The sequence below is a fragment of the Hyphomonas sp. genome (genome assembly GCF_965284475.1).
In the GTDB taxonomy this organism is placed as follows: Bacteria; Pseudomonadota; Alphaproteobacteria; order Caulobacterales; family Hyphomonadaceae; genus Hyphomonas.
Window position 1 is genome coordinate 1,427,675 of the sequence record NZ_OZ260087.1, and the last position, 25,118, is coordinate 1,452,792.

The window sequence follows — 25,118 nt, forward strand, 5'->3', positions numbered from 1 at the left end:
TGCTTAGGAACCGCGTGGTTGCTCTCCCGCAGTCTGGCCGCTGCGCGGCCAGCCACCTCCCCCGCAGGCGAGAGCATGTGGGGGCACGGTTTGATCATATCCAGCGGCGGACGCGCTGCTTGCAGGCAAGGTATTCGTCGCCGAACTTTCTTTCCAGATACGTTTCTTCAGGCAGGGTCACGAGGACGTGCAGGACCAGCGCGCAAACCGGTGTGAGCATCAATAGCCATAAATTGCCGAGCAGGACTGCAAGGCCAATACAGACAAGAACCATCTGCAAATACATCGGGTTGCGCGTCAGGCGGTAAGGTCCGGTTTCGATAATCGCGGTCGTCTTCTTGTAAGGGTTTTCTGACTGGCCCGAACGCCGGATCATCAATACCGCCCGGAAGCCAGGAAAGCAGGTCGCCGCAAGGACGATTGCGCCGCCAAGCCCATAACGAAGAGGCGCGCCGAGAAAGCAATCCGAAACAAGTGGCCATATGTAAGCCAGCACCAGGCCGGCAGGCACTGTCACGAGCGCAACACCCGGCGGGAATATGCGGACGGCGGAAGCGTCCTTTTCGGTGCCATCTGGTGACGGAGAGGATACCGGATCGGGCATGACGAAGCCGAACCGCTGACCGGCAACCTGTCATGGCCAATATCTGACATGGTGAGGCGGACGGGGCGGCTTTGGCGGACATGGGCGGGCACCGTGTCCGGGCGGCAAAGGTGATGCGCCTCAGCCCGCCGGGGCGGTTCCCGGGCGCAGGAACGCGAACATGTGCTGGACATAGTCGGCCTTGCCGAGTTCGACGCCCTGGTTTCGCAGGATCGCGTAGGCGGTCATCAGGTGGAAGTAGAATTGCGGCAGCGCCCAGTCACGGGCGTAGCCTTCCCCGTCCAGATCGAAGGCGAGCCCCATGGGCAGCTCCAGCGCCAGCGGGCGCCCGGCGGCAGCGTCCAGCGCACCCGGCGTCACGCCGTCAAGGAAGGCGAGCGTCTCGTCGATGCATGCCAGCCCCTCGGCCATCGTGCCGGGATGGTCGCCACCATTGCGGCCTTCCTCCAGCAGCCTTTCGATGGCGGCGGGAAACGGCTCATGCCGAAGGCGGCAGATGCCTTCATGGACCTGGACGCAGGTGAAACGAATCTGGGTCGACAGGGGGAACATGTCTGGCGCGAGGCGCGCGGCCATCAGCGCGTCGGAATCGTCCACCTGCGCTTCGGCCTTGCTGAGCCAGAGCGCCAGCGCCTGAAGCATCTGCCGGTAGGTAGGTTTCAACAGCTCGGTGAGCGTCATGGGGATCCTCTCGAATGTGGCACGGCCCGAGTGGGCTGTATCGGCGCGCGCCGATCACCTGACGATCTGCTAGCAACCGAACTGCGGCCAGCCAAGGGCCGTCAAGCCGGTTCCAGGGCGGCGGCCGGGACGGCTTTCACCACCGGCACCGATGTGCGGACCGAGTCCGGGCGGCAGTCGAGGAGCTCCCAGCGGCCGTCATGGTGTTCCACAAGGGCTGTGCAGCTTTCGACCCAGTCGCCGTCATTCATGTAGGTGATGCCGTCAATGTCGCGCATTTCGGCGACATGGATATGGCCGCAGATGGCGCCGTCATAGCCCTTGCGGCGGCAATAGGCGGCAACGTGGTCCTCGAAATTGTGAATGTAGTTGAGGGCGCGCTTGGTGCGCTTTTTCAGGGCCGCCGAGAGCGACCAGTAAGGCAGGCCGAGCAGGCGGCGCACGCTGTTCAAGTTGGTATTGATCCAGAGCAGGAGGTTATAGGCGTGGTCGCCCAGGTGCATGATCCATTTGCGGTCGGCGCGCATCATGCCGTCGAACATGTCGCCATGCACGACGAGATAGCGCTTGCCGTCCTCGCCCTGGTGGACGGCGCGGTTCTTGACGTGGATGTCGCCGAAATTCAGGCGGAAATGCATGAAGGCGCGCAGGAACTCGTCATGGTTGCCGATGATATAGGTGACGTCCGTGCCGCGCTTGGCGGCCGTCAGGATGCGGCGGATGGCATTGGTGTGCGCCTGCGGCCAGTACCATTTCTTTTTCAGCCGCCAGCCGTCGATGATGTCGCCGACGAGATAGAGATGCTCGCTCGTGTTCATCTTGAGGAAGGCGCAGAGCGCCTCGGCCTGGCTGCCGCGCGAGCCAAGGTGGACATCGGAGATGAAGATCGCGCGGTATTTCGGCTTGGACTGGGTCATCACATTTGGCCCATACGCTGATTTCAAAAGGCTTTTGTGACGAAAAGTCTGCAGATTTGTGACGCGCGCAGCGGCGTCAGCTCTCCAGTTCGACGTCCCAGTAGAGATAATCCATCCATGTGTCGTGGAGGTGGTGGGGCGGGAACTTGCGACCGATTTCCTGCAGCTGGTAATTGTTCGGCCGGAACGGTCTGTGCTGCAGGTGGACATCGGAATGCTTGAGCAGCTTGCCGCCCTTGCGCAGGTTACACGGGCTGCAGGCGGCCACGATGTTCTCCCAGGTCGTGCGCCCGCCCTTGGAGCGGGGAATGACATGGTCGAACGTGAGATTGTCGTGCGCGCCGCAATAGGCGCACTGGAAACCATCGCGCAGGAAGACGTTGAAGCGGGTGAAGGCAGGTGGGCGGTCCTGGTGCACGAAATCGCGCAGAGCGATTACGCTGGGCAGGCGGAATTCGGTGCTGGGGCTGCGCACGACATAATCGTATTCGGCGATGATATCGACACGATCGAGGAAGACGGCCTTGACCACTTCCTGCCAGGGCCACAGCGAAAGTGGATAATAGGAGAGCGGCCTGAAGTCGGCGTTCAGAACAAGGGCAGGCCGTCCATTGGGCGGCGCGGTGATGATCTCAGCCATGGTGACCCCCATCTGGCACGAGAAGACTGGTGACCTGTTTGAACCCGCTGAAGGCAGCACTCCTTTGCACGCTCGCCCGTCTGTTAGGCGATTCTTGTCATGAGATTATGACAGCGCCGGGCGAATGCAACCGTTCAGGGTCAGGACGGGGCGGGCGCCGCATCGCCGCGATCAAGGTGCAGCCAGGCCCACAAGAGGTGGGCCGCGACGCCCCGATACGGCCGCCACACTTCTGCATGGGCGGTGAAGGCCTTGATTTCCATACGGGTTTCAGCCGGAGAGAGGCGCTTATGGGCCTCCATCAGCCCGACATCGCCGACCGGGAAGGCGTCCATCGCGCCGGTCGCATAAAGCAGGAACAATTCGGCAGTCCACGGGCCGATGCCCCTGACCGAGACCAGTTCCCGGCGCGCTTCATCGAGCGGAGCGCTGCACACGCGCGGCAGGTTCAGTGTGCCGGTCACGATGGCTTCGGCTATGGAGATCAGGTGGCCGGCCTTGGGCCGTGACTGGCCGCAGGCCCGCAGGGCGTCAGCATCCGCGGCCAGCACGGCTTCGGGCGTCACAGACCCGAGTAGCGCCTCGGTACGGGTCCAGATGGAGGCGGCCGCACCAAGCGATATCTGCTGGTGGGTGATCATGCGGGCCAGCATGGCATAGGTCGGCTCTCCCGCCCGCCAGACCGGCAGGCCGGTCAGCTCATAGGCGCGGGCAAGGGCGGGGTCTGCGCGGGCAATCGCTTCGCAGGCGGCCTTCAGCCGGGCCTGCGACGGTGCTGTCACAGACCGGGGCCAGGCAGTTCGGCGAGGACGACCGTGCCGATCATCAGCTTGTTGTCGTCGATGGTGAAGGTCAGGAAGCCGCCATTGGCGGAAGCCGTTTCCAGCGTCGCCACGGCCGCCTGTTCCTGCATGCGCCAGTGACCTGCCGCCTTGAGCGCGTCCTTCAGGCCTTGCGGATCGTCGATGCGCACACCGAATGACCCGTTCGCGAGGCCGTTCTCGACCGCCACGCGGCCCTTTGCGCCAAATTTTAGCGGGCCCCAGTTGAGGAGAACCTGGCCGATCTCCACAGCGCCGCCTTCCTGTTGCAGCGCGCTGACAAGCTGTTCCGGCTGGCCGCCGCTGCGCACCCATGCGGGATAGAAATTGTCCACTTCGCCGATCAGGCGGCTTTCCTGGATTTCCGTGCCGAGCCAGGGCGCGCTGACGGGCACGGCCTCAAGGGTCAGCGCATCCCATTGCAGGGCGATGAGGAGATTGTCGCGGGTGTCCGGGCTGGGAGCGAGGTTCAGCGAGAAATCGCGGGCGCTATAGGCCTGGCCTTCGATCAGGGCCGACACATCATTCAGTTCGAGCGCCGCGCGGTGAATGCCGTCCGCGTTCCATGACACGCTGCCCGCCGACTTTTCATCGAGTTCAGCGGTGTGGCGGATGCCCATCCGGTCGGTCAGGACGCTGCGGCCGGGCGCACGTGCAATGACATGGTTCCAGTTCCAGGGCTGCATCACGAGCTGTAGCCTTTCGCCCTCCCAGCTGGCCGCATTGGGCGGCTGGTAGCGCGGCGCTGTCACGTCGAGTTCGAAGCGGAAGGGATAGCCGCCAATGCCTCGCGATTCGTAGTCCACAATGGCGCCGCGCGCACGTTCTGCCGCGACCCATTCATCCACGCCCCGCTCAAGCTCGGCGCGCGCATAAATCCAGTAGGCCGAATAGGCCACAATCACGGCAATCAGCAGGAGGAAGGGCGCAAACAGCCAGAAACGGGACCGCCGGCGCTCGGCCAGCGGCTTCACGAGGCCGGGATCATTCCAGTAATTGGTCATGTGGTCTGCGGGTCCTGTCTCAAATGGGTGCGTCCCTGGACGGCGAGGCCTTCCCGGACAAGCACATCAACGGACGCTTCCATGTCCGTTTCAAGGCGTTGCATCAAGGTTCTCCGGTCGAGGCCCGCCTCGATGGGAGGCAGGAATTCGTAGACGATACGGCCGGACCGTCGCCGCGTTCCGTGTGCGGGCCAGCACAGACCGGCATTGGTTGCTACTGGTACAACCGGCACGTCCAGCGCCTTGTAGAGGCCGACAATGCCAGCGGCGTGATAACGCGGCGCATCGCCGGGCGTGGTGCGGGTCCCTTCCGGGAAGATGACGACCTGACGGCCCTGGGCCACGCGCTCCCTGGCAGCGGCCACCATGGCGCGCAGGGTTTTTGTCGTGCCTGCCCGGTCGATCGGGATCATCTCGCTCTTCAGGGCATACCAGCCGAGATAGGGATACGAGAGCAATTCCCGCTTCATGACGATCACCGGATCGGAGGTCACGAGGAAGGGCACGAAAATGTCGAACATGCACTGGTGCTTGCCGGCATAGATGAACGGGCCGTCGGGCAGGTTTTCCAGCCCCCTCAGCTCAGTCTCGATGCCGCAAATGGCCTTCATGCCCCAGCGAATGCCCCTTGTGTAGGCCTTGATGCCCTGCATGATCACGCGTCGTGGCAAAACCAGGGTAATAATGAAGAATGTGCCCATGACGGCCATCAGGCCGTACAGGTAGGCCACAAAGAGGAGGGAGCGCAGCTGCATCATTGAGGCTGCACGTTTAGCCGCTCAACCGAGAGCCGTCACCCGCCACTTTGCCCATTCTGTCAGTACGCCCTGAAACGACTTGCCGTCACGCAGAATCGCCGACGGGTCGACCACAGTGCGGACAGGGTGGGGCTGCAGCTCGATATCCGGCATGGCCCGCTGCAGCAGGATAAGGCTGCGCGGCATGTGATAGTCGGATGTGACGATGATCAGCCGCGCATAGCCGTGCTCATAGGCCCAGGCGGCGGTCTCCTCCGCGTTACCGATCGTGGTTTCGGCCCGGTACCCGATATCAACGCAACAGGCATAGGTTTCCGGTGCGCCGCCAGCCAGCGTGACCAGATCATCAATGCTGACATCCGGATTGACCCCTGAGATCAGCAGGCGCTCGCCATGCCCCGCTGTCACCAGGCCGACACCGGCCGCAATGCGCAGGCCCGAACCTCCGGTCAACGCCACGATGGCGTCAGCCTGCTGCGCCGCTGCAGGGACAGAATCGGCTGCCCGGCGCGCAAACATGAGGAAATCGAACGCCACGATCCCCAGCAAGAGGAAAAACAGGGCCGGAAAAATGCCAAGACGGCGCCCGTAGACGGATCGATCGACGCTCACATCATGCCTTTCAGGGCGCGGATCACGGTGATCCGGGCCGCCAGACGTGCAGCAATGCCCGCAATCACCGGCGTTGTCACGAGAATCACGAGGTCGAGAAAGTCGAGGCTGAGTTCAGGCAGCAGGCCCGCGCGAGACCCGTGGGCCTGAACGGTAAAAATCATCAGGGCGGCCGCGCCAAGCGCCATCAAGGCTCCGACCGATCCTGCGCGCAGGCCGAGCACCCAGAAGCGCCGCTCGAACAGGCCGGCAATGAAGCGGTCACGCGCGCCGGCAAGGTGCAGCACATCAACAATGTCGCGGCGGGCCAGAAGCGCCGCATGCGTGGCGAAAGCAATGACCGCGACTGCCGTGGACGCGAGCAGCGCGACAGCGATGAGTGCCGTGAGGCGGGCCACGGCGAGGACGCGACGCACATCCCCGGCCCAGTCGGCATGCTCGTCAACGGCGCTGGCAATGCCAGCCTCGGTCAGATGGCGCGCGATTGTCGGGCCCATATCCGGCATTTCAGGGTCGGCCTCGACGGCGATCAGCTGCGGCAAAGGCAGGCTGTCGGGCAGGCCCCGGCTGCCGAAATTCGGTTCAAGCAGCGCGTCAATCTCGACCTTGCTGAGGACACGCGTTTCGCGCACGCCCTCAATCTTCGCAATCAGCGCGCTGGCTTCGTCGGCACCGCGGCGGTCGACATCGGGCAGGCTGACGGTCAGTTCGCCCTGCACTTCGGCCGTCCAGCTCTTGGCGGCGCCGTAGGTGGATTTGGCCGACAGTGCGGCAAGGGCGGCAAGGAAGCAGAGCGCGCCGACGACGAAGAACAGCGCGGCTTCGCGCACGTCCTCGACCGGGAGAAGCGGGGTTTCCTTTGCCATACGCTAGCCCTCCAGACCTGGATCTGTGCGGCGGCGTGCGGCTTCGCCACCAAATTCGACATCCTGGACAAGCAGACGGTTGCTGAGGCGATAGACCGGCGCCTCGACCTGGCGGACCAGCCCGAGATCATGCGTGGCGATGATGACGGTTGTCTGGCGCCGTTTGTTCAGCTCAAGGAAAAGCCGCATCAGGCGGGTGCCCATTTCCGGATCGACATTCCCGGTCGGTTCGTCGGCGATCAGGATATCAGGCTGGGTCACCACGGCGCGGGCAATGGCGACGCGCTGCTGCTCGCCGCCGGAAAGTGTGGGCGGTTTGGCATGCAGGCGCTGGCCAAGACCGACCCAGGCGAGCAATTCTTCGACATCGGCGCGATAGTCGGACTCACGCCGCCCGAGGACACGCAGCGGCAAGGCAACATTCTCGTAGGCAGACAAGTGTTCGAGCAAACGGAATTCCTGAAACACGACACCGACCCGGCGGCGCAGGGCCGACAGCTGGTCGCGGGTCAGATTGCTGGTCGGGCGGCCGAAAAGCGACACCTCGCCGCGACTGGGTTTGAGTGCCAGATAGAGCAGTTTCAGCAGACTTGTCTTGCCAGCGCCCGACGCACCGGTCAGGAAGCTGAATGAGCCGGGTTTCAGCACAAGATCAATCTCGCTAAATATGTCCTCTGAGGTATCATAGCGGAGCGATACCGAATCGAGGCGAACGGCGACATCGTCAAAGAGATCGTGTCGTGGATAGGTCATGGGCTCCTGCCTGGCAGCTCAGGCTATTGATTTAATGGGGCGAATTGCGGGAAAGACCAAGTCATGATCCTCACCTGTCCCTCATGTGAGACCCAGTATTTCGCCGATGACTCAACAATCGGTGAAAGCGGGCGAACTGTGAAGTGCGCGACCTGCGGACATAGCTGGTTTGTACGCCCGGAAGGCATCGCTGGAGACGAGCATGCCGCAGCGCCGGCCGCCCATGAAATCTACAGGGAACGGGTGCGCGAGCAACGCCGGCGCAAGAGCCGGTTTGCCGCCATGGTGTCCTGGATCGTCACTGCAGCGCTTTTCTTCACGCTGGGCCTGGCCGCAATCATTTTCCGCAATGATGTTGTGAAATTCTGGCCGGAATCAGCGACGGCCTACAAGCGTATCGGCTTTTCGGTGAACCGTTTCGGCCTCGAATTCGAGAATATCGAACGCAGCCGCACATTCAATGACACGATTCCCGTTGTTACCGTTACCGGCAAGGCAGTGAACGTAGCCCGCAGCACGGTTGACACGCCAGCCGTCCGCGTGAGCCTGATGGATGAGCGCGGCAAGGAAGTCGCGCTGAAATTCGGGTCAATCACACCTGCGGCGCTGGACGCCGGCGAGACCGGGACGTTCAGGATCGTGCTGGAACAGGCGCCAATGGAAAGCTTCGAGATCGAGCTGTCTTTCGTCGACAAGGCAGATGTACCCCCCGCGCCAGAATCCGAACCCGCCGCTGAAACCGACACGATCGGGCCGGATATGGCCGATCCGGACACCGAGAGCCCTGCTGAATGAACGACATGCCGAAAATTGAAGTCCTCGTCCCTGAAGACGAGCTGATGCGGCGCATCGAGGCACTTGCCGACACGCTGGCCCCGCGCCTGCAGGGCGACTGGTCGGCCGTGTCGATCCTGATCGGGGCGACACCCTTCACCTCGGACCTGATGAAGGCACTGGCCCGGCGAGACGTGCACCCGGTGCTGGATGTAATCTGGCTCGAGAGCTATCGCGATGCCCGCGAGAGTTCCGGCCGCGTTGTCGTGCGCGCAGACCTTGGCCGCTCTGTCGAAGGGCGCGGCGTCCTGTTGCTTGATGATGTGTTCGACACGGGCCGCACACTGGCCTTTGCCAAAACGCACCTCCTGTCAAAAGGCGCACGCGAAGTGGTTACCTGCGCACTGACGCAGAAGCCCTGGGCCCCGCGCGGCGAGGATGGTGTCGACTTCTGCGCCTTCGATTCGCCGGGCCGCTATCTTGTCGGCTATGGCATGGACGATGCGGGCAAGTATCGCGGCCTGCCCTATATCGGCGCTTTGGACTAGGTTAGCGCGAACCAGATACAGGCGCCGGCCGTCACCAGCTGCACGATGAGCGTGACCAGCGTTCCGACCATACGGCCAAAGCTGGACCCGGACGAGCCGCCCAGACCGATCGCGTGGAGGATGCGGCCGGCAAGGAAGCTGCCGCCGAGGGCATGGATCAGCATGACCGGCGCTGACAGGGCCGCCAGACCTGCAATTCCAATGAGCACGATCGGCACATCCTCGACCGCATTTCCCTGAACGCGGATCGCGCGTTGCATGGCCTCGTTGGCGCCGTCGCCAAACATGACCTTTTCCTTCCCGCGCACCCGCCCAACATTGATCTTCAATGCCAGCATGAGAAGGCCGAACAGGCCGAAATAGAGTGTCGCAGCCGCAAATGCCGTCATGGATAGTCCTCCCGATTTTGAAAAGACTTAGCGCAGTTCATGCATTCTGCACGGAATTTCTACCAGGCGCCGATGTTACCGGCGCTGGCCCACGGCTCCTTGGGCGCCTTGCGCTCGCCCTTTTGCAGAAGTTCGACGGAAATGCCGTCCGGTGAGCGGACGAAGGCCATATGGCCGTCGCGTGGGGGCCGGTTAATGGTCACGCCCTGTGCGGCGAGGCGTTCTACCGCCGCGTAGATATCATCGACCATATAGGCCAGGTGACCGAAATTGCGGCCGCCCTGATAGACTTCCGGATCCCAGTTGTGGGTGAGTTCGATCATCGGAATGTTGAGCTGCGTGGGATTGGCGTTGTCCGGCACACCGCCGAGGCGTTTCACGTCAGCAGGAGAGGCGAGAAAAACCAACGTGAACCGGCCCTTGTCATTGTCGACGCGGCGAACCTGTTCCAGCCCCAGCCCGTCACAATAGAATTTCAGCGACGCGTCGACATCGGTGACGCGCACCATCGTGTGAAGAAATTCGATGCTCATGAGAGGCCTCCATTGAGATCGCGCAGGACCTGTTTGAGATTGGGCGGCATCAGGGCGTAATAGCGCCGCATGGCAACTGCCAGCAGCAGGATCATGAAGCCCATGATGGCGAGGAAGACGGAGAATGTGTGGATCAGCGTGCCGATCTCGAAAACCGGCGAGGCGCCGGATGCGCGCCAGAGGGCCGTCCAGACCATGTTGAAGGCGGCCACGAAAGGCGCGACCAGGACTGATACAATTGTGGCGCAGGCGAAGAAATAGGTCGCCGCCCGCGGCCCCTCGCTGCGCAGGTAGAGATCGGTGAATTCGGCATCCGTTACATCGGCAGGAATCTCACCTGTCTCCTGGCGCGCAGCGAGCACTTCAGGGGCGAAATCGCGGGCGGATTTCCAGCGCCATGCGAGATGCAGCCCCCAGGCGAGCAGGGCAATAAAAAGCAGGATCATTGGCAGCATGGAAAAACTGGCAGGCCCGGATATGCGGCGCGTGGCCGACTGCCCTGGCAGCCGGTTCAGGCAGCATGGGCGCGTTCAAAGGTCAGCATGGCACGCTTTCGCGCCACACCCCAGTGATAGTTATGGAGACGACCGTCGGCTGCAAGGGCCCGGTGGCAGGGAATGAACCAGCTGATGGGATTGGCACCGACCGCAGCGCCGACCGCGCGCGCCGCGTTTGGATTGCCGGCCGCCCTCGCCAACTGGCCATAGGTTTGGGTCGTTCCCGCCGGAATTTCAAGCAGGGCGCGCCAGACCTGCCGCCGGAACGGCGTGCCATAGAGCGCCACAGGCATGGGCTCGCCGGATTCGAACACCCTGCGCGCGAAGCGTTCGGCAACCGCATCATCCCGGCAAATGTCGGCATCTGGATAGCGCGCGATCAGATCAGCAAAGGCCTGCGCTTCACCCACGCCCTGATATTCGAACCCCGTGCGCTTGGGCGCGCCTTCATCAATGAATCCGAGCCCCACGAGGCCTCGCTGGCCAATCAGCCATGCGCCCATGCCGAAGGGTGTCGGCGCCTTGCCGAGTATGAGGTCTGCCCCTGCCCCGCCCGCCTTTGCCTCACCCGGTGTCAGGCCCTCATGGGCAATGAACAGGTCATGCAGGCGGCCGGGGCCGGAGAGGCCGGTCTCCAGAGCAGCGTCCAGCACGCTCGCGCCATCGCGCAGCAACTCGCCCGCCTCGCCATGAGCCAGAGCGGCCTGGAACTGTTTCGGACTGATGCCGGCCCAGCGCGTGAATTCACGCTGGAAATGGCTGGGCGACAGGTTCATCGCCGCGGCCACACTGGCAAGGTCGGGCCAATCGCGCCAGGTGTCGCCAAGGTGGTTGAGGGCGTGCGCCATCCGGTCATAGGCCCGGGCGCGTTCATCAAGGGGAGCAATCATCCGTGTCATGAGAGGCAGTTTGCCTTCAGGGGCGGGCCGCTTCCACCCGTTTCTTGCGGCCAGTGCAGCTGAACCGATCTTTTAGGCGAAAGGCCTGTGCAGCCAGACGTCTGGCGCTACAAGGGAGCGGACAAGACTGAAAAAGGGAGACACGAATGACACAGGGATTTTCCACGCGCGCCATCCATGCAGGTAGCGCCCCGGATCCGGTGACCGGATCGCGCGCACAACCCATCCACCAGACAACCAGCTTCGTATTCCGCGATGCCGAACATGCAGCCAACCTGTTCGCGCTCCAGGAGTTCGGCAACATCTATACCCGCCTCGGCAACCCGACCACGGGCGCGCTGGAAGCCCGGATCGCGAACCTGGAGGGCGGCACGATGGGTGTCGCCGCTGCCTCGGGCCATGGCGCGCAATTGCTGGCTTTCCATGTGCTGATGGAACCGGGCGCAAATATTGTTGCTGCGCGCCAGCTCTATGGCGGCTCGATCAACCAGCTCTCGCACGCGTTCAAGAAATTCGGCTGGGAGGTCAAATTCGTCGATATTGACGACGTGGCGGGATTTGACGCCGCCGTCGATGATAACACCCGTGTGATCTTTACCGAGAGCCTCGCCAATCCGGGCGGGTTGGTCACGGACCTCGCCGCGATCGCCGCGATCGCCGCGCGGCATGGCATTCCCTATATGGTCGATAACACGATGGCCTCGCCCTATCTCTGTCGCCCGCTGGAGCATGGCGCGAACATTGTCGTGGAGAGCCTGACCAAGTTCATTGGCGGTCATGGCAACTCGATTGGCGGCATGGTGGTCGATGGCGGCAATTTCGACTGGCTTGCCAGCAAGGCGAAATTCCCGACCATGGCGAGCCCGCAATCCTTCTATAATGACATGGTGTTCGGCGAAGCCTTCGGTGCCCTGCCGCTCGGCCCGGACGGATCGAATGTGAACATCGCCTTCGCCATCGCCGCGCGGGCCTTCTCGCTGCGCGACCTGGGCCCGACAATCTCGCCGATGAACTCCTTCCTGATCATGACCGGGTGCGAGACCCTGCCTTTGCGTATGGAACGCCATTGTGCGAACGCGCTCAAAGTCGCCGAGCACCTGAGCGGACATGACAAGGTTAGCTGGGTTCGGTATGCGGGCCTGAAAGGCGACAAGCATTATGACCGCGCCCAGACCTATATGCCGAAGGGCGCAGGCGCCGTGTTCACTTTCGGCCTGAAAGGCGGACATGAAGCCGGCGTGAAGCTGGTCGAGGGTGTGAAACTGTTCAGCCACCTCGCCAATATCGGCGATACGCGCTCGCTGATCATTCACCCGGCATCGACCACGCACAGCCAGCTGACCGATGCGCAGAAAACGGCGGCGGGCGCAGCGCCCGATACGGTCCGCCTCTCTGTCGGCATCGAGGATGCTGCCGATATCATTGCAGATCTGGACCAGGCGCTGGCTGCGCTCTGATCGCACAAAAATGTCCTTCCCTGTTTGCCGGAACGCCTGCAATGTAGGCGCTTGGCCAACAGGGGAGGGTTCACACCCATGGCAGATGCCCGCAGCATTATCCTGCACGAATATCCGACGTCTCCCTTTGCGGAGAAGGTGCGCCTGGCACTGAAGCTAAAAAATCTCGCCTATTCGCGGGTCGAGATTCCCGTGATCATGCCCCGGCCGGACCTGATGCCGTTGACCGGCGGATATCGCCGCACGCCGGTAATGCAGATCGGGGCGGACATCTACTGCGATACGGCGATCATCCTGCGCGAGCTGGAATCCCGTTTTGCCACGGTATCATTGCGCACGTCGGGCCATGAGGGCCTTTCCCAGATGGTGGCCGGATGGACCGACGCGCGCTGGTTCCAGTCATCGGTGGCCGTAATCTTCGGCGAACGGGCCGACAGCGTGCCCGAGGACTTCAAGAAAGACCGCGAACAATTATCCGGCCGGCCCTTCGATACCGATGCCATGAAGCGTATCGCGCCCATGATGCGCGACCAGTGGCGGGCGCGGCTGATGCTGCTGGAAGAGCGCCTGCAGGCGGGCAAAGGCGCCGGGGCGGGCATCTATCTCGTTGGCGCAAAGCCGGGTCTGGTCGATGTTCACGCCTACATGAACCCCTGGTTCATGATGACCAATGTGCCGGATTTCGCGAAGGAGTGCCTGGAATCGGCGCCGCTGACGCGCGCCTGGTATGATCGCCTCACCGAAGCGGAAGGCCAGGAACCTGAAACCATCACGTCTGCCGAAGCACTGGCCATCGGGAAAACGGCAGCGCCGCGCCTTGTGTCAGCAACGACGCTGAACGAACCCCAGGGCTTTTCGCCGGGGGATGATGTGGCGGTCGCGCCCGACGATTACGGTCAGGTATGGGTCGAAGGCGAACTGGTGCACGCAGACCCCCAGCGGCTGATCCTGCAACGCACCTCGCCGGAGGCCGAGACCATCCATGTTCACTTCCCGCGTGCCGGTTTCCTTGTCCGCCGGGCCTGACAAGGCTTGCGCATGCCCCCCCCGAATATAGGCTGGCAAAAAACCAGTCACGGGAGGACGGAAAATGAGGCGTTTGATAATTGCGAGTCTGTTGGTGCTGAGCGCGTGCCAGTCAGCTCAGGCAGAAGAGACTGTTGCGGATAGCGGTGCGAGCGAAAGCTGGTACCCTTCCAGGTATGGCCCGGACGACCGCCTGGGCGCGCTGAACAATCTCAGTTCGGAAAAGACGGCGGCTGCGGCAAGGCTGGTGACGACGGGCAAGACCTATTCCCTCGGCATGGTGACGGGCCGGGACACGCCTGCGTTCGGTCACCGCAAATATGATGTAAGCATCCTTCAAGTGCCGGAAGGGACGGACACGCCGCTCAGCGAAAACAAGGCCACCGGTAATGATGACAAGGTAGAGGTGTGGCTCGGCGTCGGCAGCCAGATCGACGGGCTCGGCCATATGGGCATCGACTACCAGTACTATAATGGTGTGCCGGTGGCTGATTTTGTCACCCCGTCAGGCCTGACACAGTTCAGTACCCACCTGTTACCCCCTATCGCGACACGCGGCGTGTTGCTGGACATGACCAAGGCATACGGCGACCCGGTTGCGCCGGGAACAGCGTTCAACACAGCCGAGATAGAGGCAGCAGCCGAGCGCGCAGGCGTGACCATTGAGTCCGGTGACGTCGTACTGTTCTACACGGGCACGATGAAAGCGCAGGCCGGTGCGGCCGAACTTACCTTCCCCGAGCCCGGCATTGGCGTCGAAGGCATCCAGCACCTGGCAGACCTTGGTGTTGTCGCCATCGGGTCTGACACATGGGCGGTTGAGGTCATCCCGTTCGAGAACGAGGCGCGGCCATTTGACGGGCATCTCACAATGCTGGCCAAGAACGGCGTCTATATTCTGGAAAACATGGTGACGGACGAGCTCGCCGCCGATGGCGTGACCGAATTCTTCTTCACGCTGGGCGCCCCGCGCCTTGAAGGCACGGTCCAGGCAATCATCAATCCAGTCGCCATCCGCTAGGCGCATTTCATCTTTCGCGGTCAAATGAAAAACGCCGCCCTCTTTCGGGGGCGGCGTTTATCTGTGGGCTGAGAGCCTGAAGCGTCTAGAACTTCACGCTGGCCTTGCCGTATACGAAGCGGCCGGAGCTGCCGTACGGGATGTAGCCGGAGAATGGCGTGTTGCCGGTGCCGTTCTGGGCAAGCGGCGCCGGGTCACCATACTCGTCGAACACATTGTCCGCGCCGACGGAGAGGGTCACACGCTCGTTCCAGGTGTAACGGCCCTCAATATCGAGGAGCGTGTTTGGGTCGATCGTATAGTCATTGGCAGGGTTCGAGCTAGGCACGAGCACTTCGCCATAACGGATCGCGCGAACCGTTGCGCCGAATGGGCCACGTTCCCAGCCGAGTGAGGCCGTCAGCTTGTCTTTCGGTGTTCCCTCTTCAAAGGTCAGCACATTGACGCGGCCGAACAGGACCGGGTTCGATGGCAGGGCCGTGAGTTGCGGGACATCCGGCACGGCTGTCACGTCCGTCTTGTTGAAGTTTGCACCGACCGACGCATCGAACTTGCCAAGATCTGTTTCAGGGAAGGCATAGTTCGCCACGATGTCGACACCTGTCGTCTCAGTATCCACACCATTGAGGAAGAAGCGACCACCGCCCGAGCCAAGGAAGCCCTGGCCTTCAAGGAAGTCACGCACATCCTGTGATGTCAGGTTTTCCGACAACACGATCCGGTCGTTCACGTCGATGCGATAGGCGTCGACCGTCACATTGAGCGGACCATTCCGGAAGACTGCACCAATCGAGTAGTTGACCGAGTTCTCGGCATCAAGGTCCTCAGCACCCAGGGCCTGGGCAACCGGGTCCGTAACCGGGAAGGTCGTGATGTCGAACGGGACGCCATTGATGAAGTTCGTCGACGTTGTCGCAAAGTATTGCTGCTGCAGGGACGGCGCACGGAAGCCGTTCTGGACAGAGCCACGCAGGGCGAACATGTCGTTGAAGTCATAGCGGGCGGCCAGTTTTCCGGTGATCGTTTCGCCGAAGTCGGAATAGGATTCCACACGCACGGCACCCGACACGAGAAACGCGTCTGTCACATTGGCTTCGAGGTCAACATAGGCACCGACAGCGGTACGGTCTTCGTCAACTTCGTTGGCCGGACGGAAGCCCGGGAACACCTGTGCGCCCGAAGCCGTCGGGCCGCCATTCAGCAGAACCCCGCCATTGCGATAGCTGTCAGGTTCGCCTGCATTGATCTCATACATTTCCTGGCGGGCTTCGAGCCCCCAGGCGACGTTGAGATCGGAGGCAAGTCCTTCAACTGCAAAGCCCTTGACGGCCGACAGGTTGGCGACGACCTGGCTGTACTTGAAGCCGCCGGCATCGAACGATGTCTTGGACGATGGGCCGATCGAACGGTTGAGCGTGTTCTCGATCGTGAACTGCATCTCGTTTGAGCCGTAGACCACGGATGTATCCATGTCCCATCCGGCCAGTTCAAACCGGGCACCACCAGCGAGCGACGCATCGGTTGTCTCAGGCGAGATCAGTGGCAGGAAGCCGTTCGGGTAGATTTCGACGACGTTACGGGCATCCAGTGCACGGCGATAGAAGCCGGCCGATGTCGTGTCGCGGTCCTGGTAGCTGGCCCAGCCATAAAGCTCGACGCCGTTTTCAAGATTGTAGCCTGCGTTGCCGAACAGAGTGACCTGTTCAAGTTCCGGTTCGCCGGTCCATGCATTGAAACGGTTGATCACCGCTTCGCGTGGATCGACACCGCCGCCCGGAAGCGCCGGGTAGTTGGGACGCACATCAAAGCCGGAGCGTTCCGAATGCTGCTGGTCCTTGTACTCGCCTGTCACGGTCAGGTAGCCATCCTGGCCGAGCTGGAAACCTTTCCAGCCGGACAGCGTGACAACATGGCCGTCCGAGCGTTCGCGGGAAATCTCACCGCCAGGGGGGACGGTGACACCGGCAGGTGGCGTGCCGACGGGAACAGTGTACTCCGTTTCGCGCCAGCCATAGCTGACTTCTGCGGCGCCGCCTTCGGCAGCTTCGCGCAGGTTGACGTTAATCACGCCGGCGATGGCATCAGACCCGTACTGGGCCGAAGCACCATCACGCAGCACTTCGATGGCGGAGACGGCAAAGGTCGGGATCGTATTGAGGTCGACGGCCGATGTGCCGCGGCCGATTGATCCGTTTACGTTGACCAGCGAGGCCATGTGGCGGCGCTTGCCGTTGACGAGAACCAGCGTCTGGTCAGGGCCAAGGCCACGAAGCGTGGCCGGGCGGACCGAGTCCGTACCGTCATTGAGGGCAGGGCGCGGAAAGTTGAAGGACGGGAGCTGAACAGACAGGGCCTGGTTCAATTCTCCGATACCGATTTTCTCGAGTGTGGCCGATGACACGACGTCAACGGCAACAGCGGTGTCGAGAGCCGACCGGTTGGCAACGCGCGTACCGAGCGTTACGACGGTCTCAAGCGTACGATCACTTTCAGGAGCGGCTTCTTCCTGAGCGAATGCGGGTGTGGCGATGGATGCGATGGCCACAGCGGCTGTAGCGGCCCGCAGGACAGTTTTGAACTGCACGGTAAGTATCCTCCTTTGGATTGCGATGGGCGCCCGACGCTGGGTGTCCAATTTTGAATAATCCGGAATGGGCATTCAAAATCAGAATAAAGAGTGGACATCGGTGGAAAAATCACAAGTAGGCGACACTTTTTGTCCCGCGCATGTGATAATTATGACACTGACTTAAAGGCAACGCGAAAGGCCTCATCATGAACAGACGACTTTGCCTCATCACGGGCGCTTCAGCAGGGATCGGCGCCGAGTTCGCCCGTCAGTATGCGGCGCTTGGCTGGGATCTAGCCCTGACCGCGCGCCGGACCGAACGTCTTGAGGCCCTGGCAACTGAGCTTGAGGCCGCCCATGGCATTGCAGTTATTCCCATTGCGCAGGATCTCGCCCGCGCCAACGCCGTTGACAAGATCCTGGCCACTTTGGCGGACAGGGGCCGGCATGCCGACGCACTGGTCAACAATGCCGGATACGGCTTGCCGGGCACGTTCTTCAACACGGCCTGGAAAGACCAGGCGGCGTTCGTGCGTGTCCTGTATACTGCGCCGATCGAACTGGCTCACAAGGTGCTGCCGGGCATGGCCGAGCGGCGCTATGGCCGCATTATCAATGTGGCCTCGCTGGCAGGCTATGCTGCGGGCAGCGCGGGACACACGCTCTATGCGAGCGTCAAGGCAGGGCTCATCAAGTTTTCTGAAAGCCTGAATGCGGAATGCGCTGCGACCGGGCAGGATGATATCCATTGTACCGCGCTTTGCCCCGGCTTCACGTGGAGCGAATTCCACGACGTCAACGGCACACGGGAGGATACCAACAAGATGCCGCAATGGATGTGGATGCAGGCTGCACCGGTTGTGAAAGCCGGTATCGACGCGGTCAACAAGGGCCAGCCAGTCGTTGTGCCGGGCGGTGCCAACAAGATGATTGCCAGCCTGACGCGCATACTGCCAGAGCCCCTCGGCCGGGCCATGGTTCGGGCCCAGTCGAAACGCTATCGACGGATGGATGCCTGACCCGACCTGCGTTGTTGCACCGCACAATCTTTCCATGACTCTTCGGCACCGCGCACTATACTAAGCCAAACGACCAGAGATCGCGGAGGAAATTATGGACGGCGCTGCAGGCGAAACACTCGACACATCCCCAGTCCTGACAGGGCTTGTATCCACATTGGCCGACGCCGTTTCGGCGTTGGAAACCTATGTTGAGGCCGCCATTCGCGTTGCAGGCACGCGGCTGATGACACTAGACGGACGTCCTGACCGCAAGGCGCTGGAGCGCGAACAGCACGTCGCGCACGGCCTGTCCTGGATCGCAACCTATCTCGAGGCCCTGCGACAGTCAGCCGAATGGGCCGCACGCCTCGAAGCAGAAGGCAAGTTCGGCGAGATCGAAGCCCTGCTCTCTCAGATCCTGTTCAGCGAGTATTTCGCCCAGCTTGTCGGCGGCGTGCCGATGAACCAGGGCGAAACCATCCGTCCGCATGAACTGGGCCTTTTGGCCGAAACCGATGCGCTCTTCGCGCATCCGGCAGTCAACCGCCTGATCACCGAAGGCAAGACGCCTGCCTCGATGGCTGCCGCCGCCCGTATGCTGCCCGACTCATTGTCACGCAACACGGTCGAGGAAACCGGACTCGACGAGACCATGAGCATGGTGCGCGAGCAGTTCGCGAAATTCTCCAGCGACAGGATCAAACCGCACGCCCATGGCTGGCACATGCGAAATGACTACATCCCGATGGATGTTGTCAGCGAAATGGCCGAGCTTGGCGTGTTCGGACTGACCATTCCGGAAGATTTCGGCGGCTTCGGCATGGGCAAGATTGCCATGTGCGTTGTCTCCGAGGAATTGTCGCGCGGCTATATCGGCACGGGCTCGCTCGGCACGCGCAGCGAGATCGCCGCCGAGCTCATCCTGATTGGCGGCACCGACGAACAGAAGCAGAAATGGCTGCCCCTGATTGCCAGTGGTGAAATCCTGCCGACAGCCGTGTTCACAGAGCCGAATACCGGCTCCGACCTCGGCAGCCTGCGCACCCGGGCGGTGAAAACCGAAGACGGCAGCGAATACGCCATTACCGGCAACAAGACATGGATTACCCACCCCGTCCGCGCCGACGTGATGACTGTTCTTGCTCGTACCGATCCGGCCACGAACAATTTCTCCGGCCTCTCGATGTTCCTCGCGGAAAAGCCGCGCGGCGATGATGCCAACCCCTTCCCGGCGCAAGGCATGACAGGCGGCGAGATCGAGGTCATCGGCTATCGCGGCATGAAGGAATACGAGATCGGCTTTGATGATTTCCGCGTGAAATCCGAAAACCTGCTCGGCGGCGTTGAGGGCCAGGGCTTCAAGCAGCTAATGGCCACCTTTGAAAGCGCCCGCATCCAGACCGCCGCCCGTGGCATCGGTGTGGCGCAGAACGCGTTCGAGATCGGCCTGCAATATGCGTTGGACCGCAACCAGTTCGGCCACCCGATCTTCAGCTTCCCGCGCGTGTCAAACAAGCTTGTGATGATGGCCGCCGAACTGATCGCCGTGCGCCAGCTGACCTATTTCTCGGCCCGCCAGAAGGATGCCGACAAACGGTGTGACCTTGAAGCCGGCATGGCCAAGCTGCTCGCCGCACGCGTCGCCTGGGCCGCAGCCGACAATGCCCTGCAGATCCATGGCGGCAACGGCTTCGCCGTCGAATACCCGATCAGCCGCGTGCTGGCCGATGCCCGCATCCTCAATATCTTCGAGGGCGCTGGCGAAGTGCAAGCCATGGTCATCGCCCGCCGCCTGCTAGAAGGCGGGAATTAGGTCGCTACGGCACCCCTTCGGTCTCGACGACTATGCCGCTATGGTCACTGAGGCGGGGTGAGCCCGACCTGCCCTCCCATGCTGCTGCGATGCGCGTCGCTCCCGCCCACGCCAAGGGGAGGGCTATGTGATCGATAGGAGGGTATTCCAAGCTCGTATTGTGCTGGCGATCTGGCCCGGTGGCGCAGAACGCCGACACCTCGGCCAAGCCTTCCAGCAGCATTTTGATCCCCTTGCGCGTACCATAATAGCCTCCTGTCCCCATATCGGTATTGAAGTCGCCCGCAACGCAAAGTGCGGCCTCCGGCAGGCGAGCCCGGATCGCTTTCCATTCCTCGATCTGCTGTGGCACCACGCGGTAGAACTCTGACCAACCCGACGCCCCGGGACTCTCGCCATGCCGCCCCATGTCCCCGTTCCATGGCAGGACCGTTCCGTAAACGATGAGTGGGCCCGGAGGCGCTGCGATCAGCGCGGCGACCGTGCGCTCCCTGTCTCCGCCAGTCACTATAACACGCTCAAGGATAGGGAATCGGCTCCAGATGGATACCCATCGGCTACCTTCCTTGACCCTGTTACCGTAGAAAGGCCTCTGCGCACTATGAACGGGCTCAAACCCTTCACCCGGATGCAAGTCGTCATGCGTCTCAGTCAGCACCCAGATGTCAGCAGGGTGATCACGCATGATTTGCCCGCGGCGCCTGTTTGTAGCCGACCTGTCAGCATATTCGACATTCCAAGTACCAATCCGCACAGCAATACGCCCTGCCATGTGCCGACCGGCGCCTCCTGCCTAGCGGATCATGCCGCCGAGCGGCTCGATATCTGCAGGCTCATGCTGGATAATGACCTTGGCGCCGAGGCGTTCTGCGCGTGCTTCGAACGCCTCCATTGAGGCGAGCGTTTGAGGCTCATCAAAATTGAAGCGCGGCACGCGTTTCAGTTCCCGGCTTTCAGCGCGGTGGTAGAGATCACCCGTCAACAGGACCGGGCCGGTTTCCGGCATCATCAGCTGCAGCGATGAATGGCCCGGCGTGTGGCCCGGCGTCTGGAAGATCACCACCGAGCCATCGCCAAACACGTCATGCTCGTCTTCGATCACCCGCTGTTCCATCGGGCTGAACATCGCGAACGTGGGCGCCAGGTCTGCCGAAACCGGCGCAGAGCCGTCCGGCGGGAACATCGCGTCCTTTTCCTTCTGGTTCACCAGCCAGGTCGCGCCCTGCACCTGGTCGATCTGCCCGATATGGTCGAAATGGCTGTGCGAGATCGCAACATAGTCGATTTCCGACGGCGCGATGCCGAGGTCGGCGATCTGGTCGGTGACGGACTTTTCCAGCGATACGGTGAACACGCCCTGGGTGTTCTCGCCATTGCCGACCAGCATGCCCGGCAGGCCGATATCCCAGAGCAAAAGGCCCCTGGGATGATGAACAAGGAAACAGGTGTCGGTGAGCGTGTCGGCCTGGCCCGCATAATCCCCGGCTGAGGAGAATATATCGAGGTCGGAAACCCTGATCGTTCCGCAGTCGAGCACGGCGACATGCAGCGGTTTTTCGGCCTCTGCGGTTTCCGCTTCGGTCTCGGTCGCAGGTGCAGCGTCCGGCGCGGGCGCATCGGTCGCTGGCGTACAGGCCGCCATAAGCGCAGCCGTCGAAGCCGCAATCATCAGATATGTCAGGCGCATGGTCTTCCCCCTGGATTATGGTCTCTGGGGCAAGCCTAGTCTGAATCTCCGTCCAGCGATAGCGCCTGTCCTTCCGGGCCGATGACGCGATAGAAGCAGCTGCCGCGACCCGTATGGCAGGCTCCGCCTGTCTGGCTCACCCGCAGCAGCACGGCGTCCTGGTCGCAATCCACGCGCACTTCGACGACATCCTGCGTATGGCCGGACGTTTCACCCTTGACCCACAATTCGCCGCGCGAGCGCGACCAGTAGGTCGCCCGGCCCGTCGCCAGCGTCGCGCCGAGCGCCTCGGCATTCATCCAGGCCAGCATCAACACCTCGCCGCTCGCCGCATCCTGCGCGATGGCTGCAACCAGTCCGTCTGCATTGAATTTCGGACGCAGTTCCAGCGTTTCGTCCTGGGCTGCGCCCGTCAGGGGAGGAGAATAGTCTGTCATGGCTCCCTCCATAATGCACGCCCGCCGGGCACGCCAGCGGAACCGCAATGCCATTGGCGCGCCTGATCCGGCTGACATTTCGCGTGAAACGGGTCTAGACTGCCGGAAACAATATGGAGGAGGCGCCGCATGGCTGCATATACGCAAATTCTGGAGACGCAGCAGGACGGGGTTCTGACCCTGACCCTCAACCGGCCCGAGCGCCTGAACGCCTGGACTCCAGTGATGCAGGCGGAACTGGAATCGGCCATCCGCGCAGCAGGCGACAAGGCGGACGTGCGCTGCATCGTCATAACAGGCGCCGGCCGTGGTTTTTGCGCCGGAGCTGACATGAACCATCTCCAGGACATCCAGGGCGACACGGATGCTGGCACGAAATCGGCAACGGCTGGCGTCGAGCGCCCTACCCCCACAGGCCTGGAGAAAATTTACGATGGCCGGTTCGGCTATCTCTATGCGTGCCCAAAACCCATCATCGCCGCAATCAACGGCCCGTGCGCCGGCATTGGCCTGATTTTCGCGCTTTTCACCGACCTGCGTTTCACCACGAATGATGCAAAGTTCACGACCGCCTTTGCCCAGCGCGGTCTGGTTGCCGAACACGGCATTGGCTGGCTGCTGCCCCGGCTTGTCGGCGAGGCGAATGCCCTGGACCTCTTGTTCACGGCCCGTGTGTTCAAGGGCAACGAAGCTTCAGACCTGGGCCTCGTCAACAAGTCACTGCCTGCCGCTGAGCTGATGCCTCACGTGCAGGAACTGGCAACCTTCCTGGCGACACAGGTTTCACCGCGTTCTGTCGCCGTCATGAAACGGCAGGCCCGCGCGGCCTATTTCCAGTCCTATACTGAAAGCCTGGCTGAGGCAGATGCCGAAATGGCAGCCAGCTTCACGACATTCGACTTCAGGGAAGGCGTTGCAAGTTTCGTCGAGCGCCGCGCACCGGCCTTCCAGGGCAAGTAGACAGAACAGGCAGAACCGATGACACGCCGCATTGATATCGTAGAAGTTGGCCCGCGCGACGGATTGCAGAACGACCCGGCCAGCCTGACGGTCGACCAGAAGCTGGAATTCATCTTCCGCCTGGAGGATGCCGGGGTGCGGCGGATGGAATCCGGCAGCTTCGTCAACCCGAAGGCCGTGCCGAAAATGGCTGATTCCGCTGCGGTGTTTGCGGGGCTCGACCGGTCGCGGCCGACGCGGCATATCGCGCTGGCCCTCAACGAAAAGGGCGTGCGCCGGGCGATTGATGCCGACGCGGACGAGATCAATTTCGTGCTCGTTGCAGGCGAGGGTTTCGGCAGGCGCAATCAGGGCATGAGCCCGCAGGACAGCGCCGACATGCTGGCGCATTGTGCGCCGCTCGTTCTGGAAGCGGGCCTCCCGCTTTCGGCGACGATCTCCGTCGCATTCGGCGATCCCTATGACGGTGACGTGGATATTGCCATCATCGGCAACCTTGCCGCGCAGGCCCAGCGGGCGGGCGTCAATGAACTCGCGCTTGGTGACACGATTGGCGTGGCAACGCCCTGGGACGTGCGCGCGCGCATCGAGCGGGTCCGCATGGAAGCGCCCGATGTGTTCCTGCGCATGCATTTCCACGATACGCGGGGCGCAGCCCTTGCCAATGTCGCCGCCGCCATAGAGGCAGGTGTCGATGTCATCGACGCGAGCTGCGGCGGCATTGGCGGCTGTCCGTTTGCGCCAGCAGCCACGGGCAATGTGGCGACGGAAGACGTGGTCTACATGCTGGAGCGGGCCGGTTTCGACACGGGCCTTGATCTCGGCAAGCTCATTGAAACGGCGCACTGGCTGGAGAAAGTCCTCCAGCATCCGGTCTCGTCATCCCTCAGCCGGGCTGGTGGGTTCCCTCCGGCGAAAGTGCCTGCCTAGGCACCACCGAGGCGCGCCGCTTCCTCGTCCGACAGTTCGGAGTTGTCATAGACGTTCTGAACATCATCAAGCTCATCCAGCACATCGAGCAGCTTCATCAGCGTGTCGGCGCAATCGCCATCAACCGGGATGTTATTCTGCGGCTTCCAGATCAGCTTGGTGGATTTGGCTTCCACATCGGCGCCGAAATGCTCGGCCAGCGCATCGGCCACCGATTGCAGGTCTTCGCGCGCGGTATAGATCCAGTGACTTTCCTCATCGGATTCCACGTCCTGGGCGCCTGCGAGAATGGCCGCTTCCATGACCTCGTCTTCCGTGCCGACGCTGAGCGCATATTCGATCTCGCCGACCTGGTCGAAACTGAACGAGACAGAGCCCGTTTCGCCCAAATTGCCGCCATTCTTGGAGAAAGCCGTCCGCACATCGGTCGCCGTGCGGTTCTTGTTGTCGGTCGAGGCCTCGACAATGATGCCAACGCCGCCGGGGCCGAAGCCTTCATAGCGGATATCGACATAGTCTTCGCCGCTGCCACCCTGGCCCTTGTCGATGGCGCGCTGGATATTGTCCTTCGGTACCGACTGGCCCTTGGCGTTCTGGATGGCGAGACGCAGGCGTGGGTTCCCGTCCGGGTCAGGGCCGCCCATCTTGGACGCGATGGTGATCTCTTTTGACAGGCGCGCGAACCGAACGGCGCGCTTCTTGTCCTGCGCACCTTTGCGGTGCTGGATATTTGCCCATTTACTATGGCCGGCCATGAAAACCTCTTTTGGGGGTCAAAAACGTGAAGCGTGCGCTTTAGCGCAGGATGGCCGGACTTCCAAGCACCCCGGCGGCAGGCCTTGCCGAACCATGGTAAATCCTCAAGATCGGGAAAAACACTTGGGAGGAGACGACAATGCGCGCCTGCGCGATTTCACTGAC

General features: G+C 62.1%; 28 protein-coding genes. 9 read left to right on the forward strand and 19 right to left on the reverse strand.

Annotation, left to right across the window (positions count from 1 at the left end):
* Positions 1-94: 94 nt before the first annotated feature.
* From ACQ66M_RS06735 to ACQ66M_RS06780, 10 genes are all read right to left on the reverse strand, one after another.
* Positions 95-604, reverse strand: a complete 510-nt coding sequence (locus ACQ66M_RS06735) for a methyltransferase family protein (protein WP_430402686.1) — start codon at positions 602-604, stop codon at positions 95-97.
* A gap of 120 nt (positions 605-724) precedes the next feature.
* Positions 725-1,285, reverse strand: coding sequence for a DUF1993 domain-containing protein (locus tag ACQ66M_RS06740; protein ID WP_350172967.1), 561 nt, complete (start codon positions 1,283-1,285; stop codon positions 725-727).
* 101 nt (positions 1,286-1,386) lie between these two features.
* Positions 1,387-2,202, reverse strand: coding sequence for a UDP-2,3-diacylglucosamine diphosphatase (locus ACQ66M_RS06745; protein WP_350172969.1), 816 nt, complete (start codon positions 2,200-2,202; stop codon positions 1,387-1,389).
* 76 nt (positions 2,203-2,278) lie between these two features.
* Positions 2,279-2,842 carry an HNH endonuclease gene (locus tag ACQ66M_RS06750; RefSeq protein ID WP_350172971.1) on the reverse strand — a complete coding sequence of 188 codons (564 nt, stop codon included), beginning with the start codon at positions 2,840-2,842 and terminating at the stop codon, positions 2,279-2,281.
* 140 nt (positions 2,843-2,982) lie between these two features.
* Positions 2,983-3,624, reverse strand: a complete 642-nt coding sequence (locus tag ACQ66M_RS06755) for a DNA-3-methyladenine glycosylase family protein (RefSeq protein ID WP_430402688.1) — start codon at positions 3,622-3,624, stop codon at positions 2,983-2,985.
* The gene (locus tag ACQ66M_RS06760) at positions 3,621-4,667 is read right to left on the reverse strand and encodes a DUF2125 domain-containing protein (RefSeq protein WP_430402690.1); all 1,047 of its coding nucleotides are present in this window, start codon (positions 4,665-4,667) and stop codon (positions 3,621-3,623) included. Before ACQ66M_RS06760 ends, ACQ66M_RS06755 begins: the two co-directional genes overlap by 4 nt.
* The gene (locus ACQ66M_RS06765; protein ID WP_430402692.1) at positions 4,664-5,425 is read right to left on the reverse strand and encodes a lysophospholipid acyltransferase family protein; all 762 of its coding nucleotides are present in this window, start codon (positions 5,423-5,425) and stop codon (positions 4,664-4,666) included. Before ACQ66M_RS06765 ends, ACQ66M_RS06760 begins: the two co-directional genes overlap by 4 nt.
* Before the next feature lie 21 nt (positions 5,426-5,446).
* Positions 5,447-6,037 (reverse strand): YdcF family protein, encoded by a 591-nt coding sequence (locus tag ACQ66M_RS06770; RefSeq protein ID WP_430402694.1) that lies wholly within the window; start codon positions 6,035-6,037, stop codon positions 5,447-5,449.
* Entirely contained in the window at positions 6,034-6,903 is an 870-nt protein-coding gene (locus ACQ66M_RS06775) for a cell division protein FtsX (RefSeq protein ID WP_430402696.1), read from the reverse strand. The genes ACQ66M_RS06770 and ACQ66M_RS06775 overlap by 4 nt, the downstream gene beginning before the upstream one ends.
* A 3-nt stretch (positions 6,904-6,906) precedes the next feature.
* Positions 6,907-7,656, reverse strand: coding sequence for a cell division ATP-binding protein FtsE (locus ACQ66M_RS06780; protein ID WP_350172983.1), 750 nt, complete (start codon positions 7,654-7,656; stop codon positions 6,907-6,909).
* A gap of 63 nt (positions 7,657-7,719) precedes the next feature.
* On the opposite strand from ACQ66M_RS06780, the gene ACQ66M_RS06785 reads away from it, so the two are divergent.
* Together ACQ66M_RS06785 and ACQ66M_RS06790 are read left to right on the forward strand one after the other, a co-directional pair.
* On the forward strand, positions 7,720-8,451 hold the full coding sequence (locus ACQ66M_RS06785; protein ID WP_430402698.1) for an MJ0042-type zinc finger domain-containing protein: 732 nt from the start codon (positions 7,720-7,722) through the stop codon (positions 8,449-8,451).
* Positions 8,452-8,456: 5 nt separating this feature from the next.
* On the forward strand, positions 8,457-8,978 hold the full coding sequence (locus ACQ66M_RS06790) for a phosphoribosyltransferase (RefSeq protein WP_350174128.1): 522 nt from the start codon (positions 8,457-8,459) through the stop codon (positions 8,976-8,978).
* On the opposite strand, the gene ACQ66M_RS06795 is transcribed toward ACQ66M_RS06790, so the two are convergent.
* From ACQ66M_RS06795 to ACQ66M_RS06810, 4 genes are read right to left on the reverse strand one after another with little or no spacing between them, the layout of a single operon-like run.
* Complete coding sequence (locus ACQ66M_RS06795) at positions 8,975-9,367, reverse strand: MAPEG family protein (RefSeq protein ID WP_350172987.1); 393 nt, start codon at positions 9,365-9,367, stop codon at positions 8,975-8,977. The genes ACQ66M_RS06790 and ACQ66M_RS06795 overlap by 4 nt on opposite strands.
* A 59-nt stretch (positions 9,368-9,426) precedes the next feature.
* On the reverse strand, positions 9,427-9,894 hold the full coding sequence (locus tag ACQ66M_RS06800) for a VOC family protein (protein WP_350174130.1): 468 nt from the start codon (positions 9,892-9,894) through the stop codon (positions 9,427-9,429).
* Positions 9,895-9,896: 2 nt separating this feature from the next.
* A complete protein-coding gene (locus tag ACQ66M_RS06805; RefSeq protein WP_430402700.1) occupies positions 9,897-10,355 on the reverse strand; it encodes a hypothetical protein in 459 nt (152 codons plus the stop codon).
* A 56-nt stretch (positions 10,356-10,411) separates the two neighbouring features.
* Positions 10,412-11,296 carry a methylated-DNA--[protein]-cysteine S-methyltransferase gene (locus ACQ66M_RS06810; protein WP_430402701.1) on the reverse strand — a complete coding sequence of 295 codons (885 nt, stop codon included), beginning with the start codon at positions 11,294-11,296 and terminating at the stop codon, positions 10,412-10,414.
* Between the two features lie 146 nt (positions 11,297-11,442).
* Between ACQ66M_RS06810 and ACQ66M_RS06815 the strand changes: the two genes are divergently transcribed.
* The 3 genes from ACQ66M_RS06815 (at position 11,443) to ACQ66M_RS06825 (ending at position 14,800) form a co-directional block, all read left to right on the forward strand.
* Positions 11,443-12,753 carry an O-acetylhomoserine aminocarboxypropyltransferase gene (locus ACQ66M_RS06815; RefSeq protein ID WP_430402703.1) on the forward strand — a complete coding sequence of 437 codons (1,311 nt, stop codon included), beginning with the start codon at positions 11,443-11,445 and terminating at the stop codon, positions 12,751-12,753.
* Between the two features lie 78 nt (positions 12,754-12,831).
* Positions 12,832-13,779, forward strand: a complete 948-nt coding sequence (locus ACQ66M_RS06820) for a glutathione S-transferase (RefSeq protein ID WP_430402705.1) — start codon at positions 12,832-12,834, stop codon at positions 13,777-13,779.
* Between the two features lie 64 nt (positions 13,780-13,843).
* On the forward strand, positions 13,844-14,800 hold the full coding sequence (locus tag ACQ66M_RS06825; RefSeq protein WP_430402707.1) for a cyclase family protein: 957 nt from the start codon (positions 13,844-13,846) through the stop codon (positions 14,798-14,800).
* An 85-nt stretch (positions 14,801-14,885) separates the two neighbouring features.
* Here ACQ66M_RS06825 and ACQ66M_RS06830 read toward each other — a convergent pair whose 3' ends face one another.
* The gene (locus ACQ66M_RS06830) at positions 14,886-17,384 is read right to left on the reverse strand and encodes a TonB-dependent receptor plug domain-containing protein (RefSeq protein WP_430402709.1); all 2,499 of its coding nucleotides are present in this window, start codon (positions 17,382-17,384) and stop codon (positions 14,886-14,888) included.
* A 191-nt stretch (positions 17,385-17,575) separates the two neighbouring features.
* Here ACQ66M_RS06830 and ACQ66M_RS06835 point away from each other — a divergent pair, with 191 nt between their 5' ends.
* Positions 17,576-18,388: an SDR family NAD(P)-dependent oxidoreductase gene (locus ACQ66M_RS06835; protein ID WP_430402711.1), complete on the forward strand. Its 813-nt coding sequence runs from the start codon at positions 17,576-17,578 to the stop codon at positions 18,386-18,388.
* A 94-nt stretch (positions 18,389-18,482) separates the two neighbouring features.
* Complete coding sequence (locus ACQ66M_RS06840) at positions 18,483-20,183, forward strand: acyl-CoA dehydrogenase family protein (RefSeq protein ID WP_430402713.1); 1,701 nt, start codon at positions 18,483-18,485, stop codon at positions 20,181-20,183.
* Positions 20,184-20,187: 4 nt separating this feature from the next.
* Here ACQ66M_RS06840 and ACQ66M_RS06845 read toward each other — a convergent pair whose 3' ends face one another.
* Genes ACQ66M_RS06845 through hisI form a run of 3 tightly spaced genes read right to left on the reverse strand, consistent with a single transcriptional unit; the run spans position 20,188 to position 22,307 of the window.
* Complete coding sequence (locus tag ACQ66M_RS06845) at positions 20,188-20,955, reverse strand: endonuclease/exonuclease/phosphatase family protein (RefSeq protein ID WP_430402715.1); 768 nt, start codon at positions 20,953-20,955, stop codon at positions 20,188-20,190.
* Positions 20,956-20,976: 21 nt separating this feature from the next.
* Entirely contained in the window at positions 20,977-21,870 is an 894-nt protein-coding gene (locus tag ACQ66M_RS06850; protein ID WP_350173005.1) for an N-acyl homoserine lactonase family protein, read from the reverse strand.
* 35 nt (positions 21,871-21,905) lie between these two features.
* Entirely contained in the window at positions 21,906-22,307 is a 402-nt protein-coding gene (gene hisI / locus ACQ66M_RS06855) for a phosphoribosyl-AMP cyclohydrolase (protein ID WP_350173007.1), read from the reverse strand.
* A 129-nt stretch (positions 22,308-22,436) separates the two neighbouring features.
* Between hisI and ACQ66M_RS06860 the strand changes: the two genes are divergently transcribed.
* Together ACQ66M_RS06860 and ACQ66M_RS06865 are read left to right on the forward strand one after the other, a co-directional pair.
* Positions 22,437-23,267, forward strand: a complete 831-nt coding sequence (locus ACQ66M_RS06860) for an enoyl-CoA hydratase (RefSeq protein ID WP_430402717.1) — start codon at positions 22,437-22,439, stop codon at positions 23,265-23,267.
* 18 nt (positions 23,268-23,285) lie between these two features.
* Positions 23,286-24,197 carry a hydroxymethylglutaryl-CoA lyase gene (locus ACQ66M_RS06865; protein ID WP_350173011.1) on the forward strand — a complete coding sequence of 304 codons (912 nt, stop codon included), beginning with the start codon at positions 23,286-23,288 and terminating at the stop codon, positions 24,195-24,197.
* On the opposite strand, the gene ACQ66M_RS06870 is transcribed toward ACQ66M_RS06865, so the two are convergent.
* Complete coding sequence (locus ACQ66M_RS06870) at positions 24,194-24,952, reverse strand: YebC/PmpR family DNA-binding transcriptional regulator (RefSeq protein WP_350173013.1); 759 nt, start codon at positions 24,950-24,952, stop codon at positions 24,194-24,196. The genes ACQ66M_RS06865 and ACQ66M_RS06870 overlap by 4 nt on opposite strands.
* Positions 24,953-25,118 lie beyond the last annotated feature (166 nt).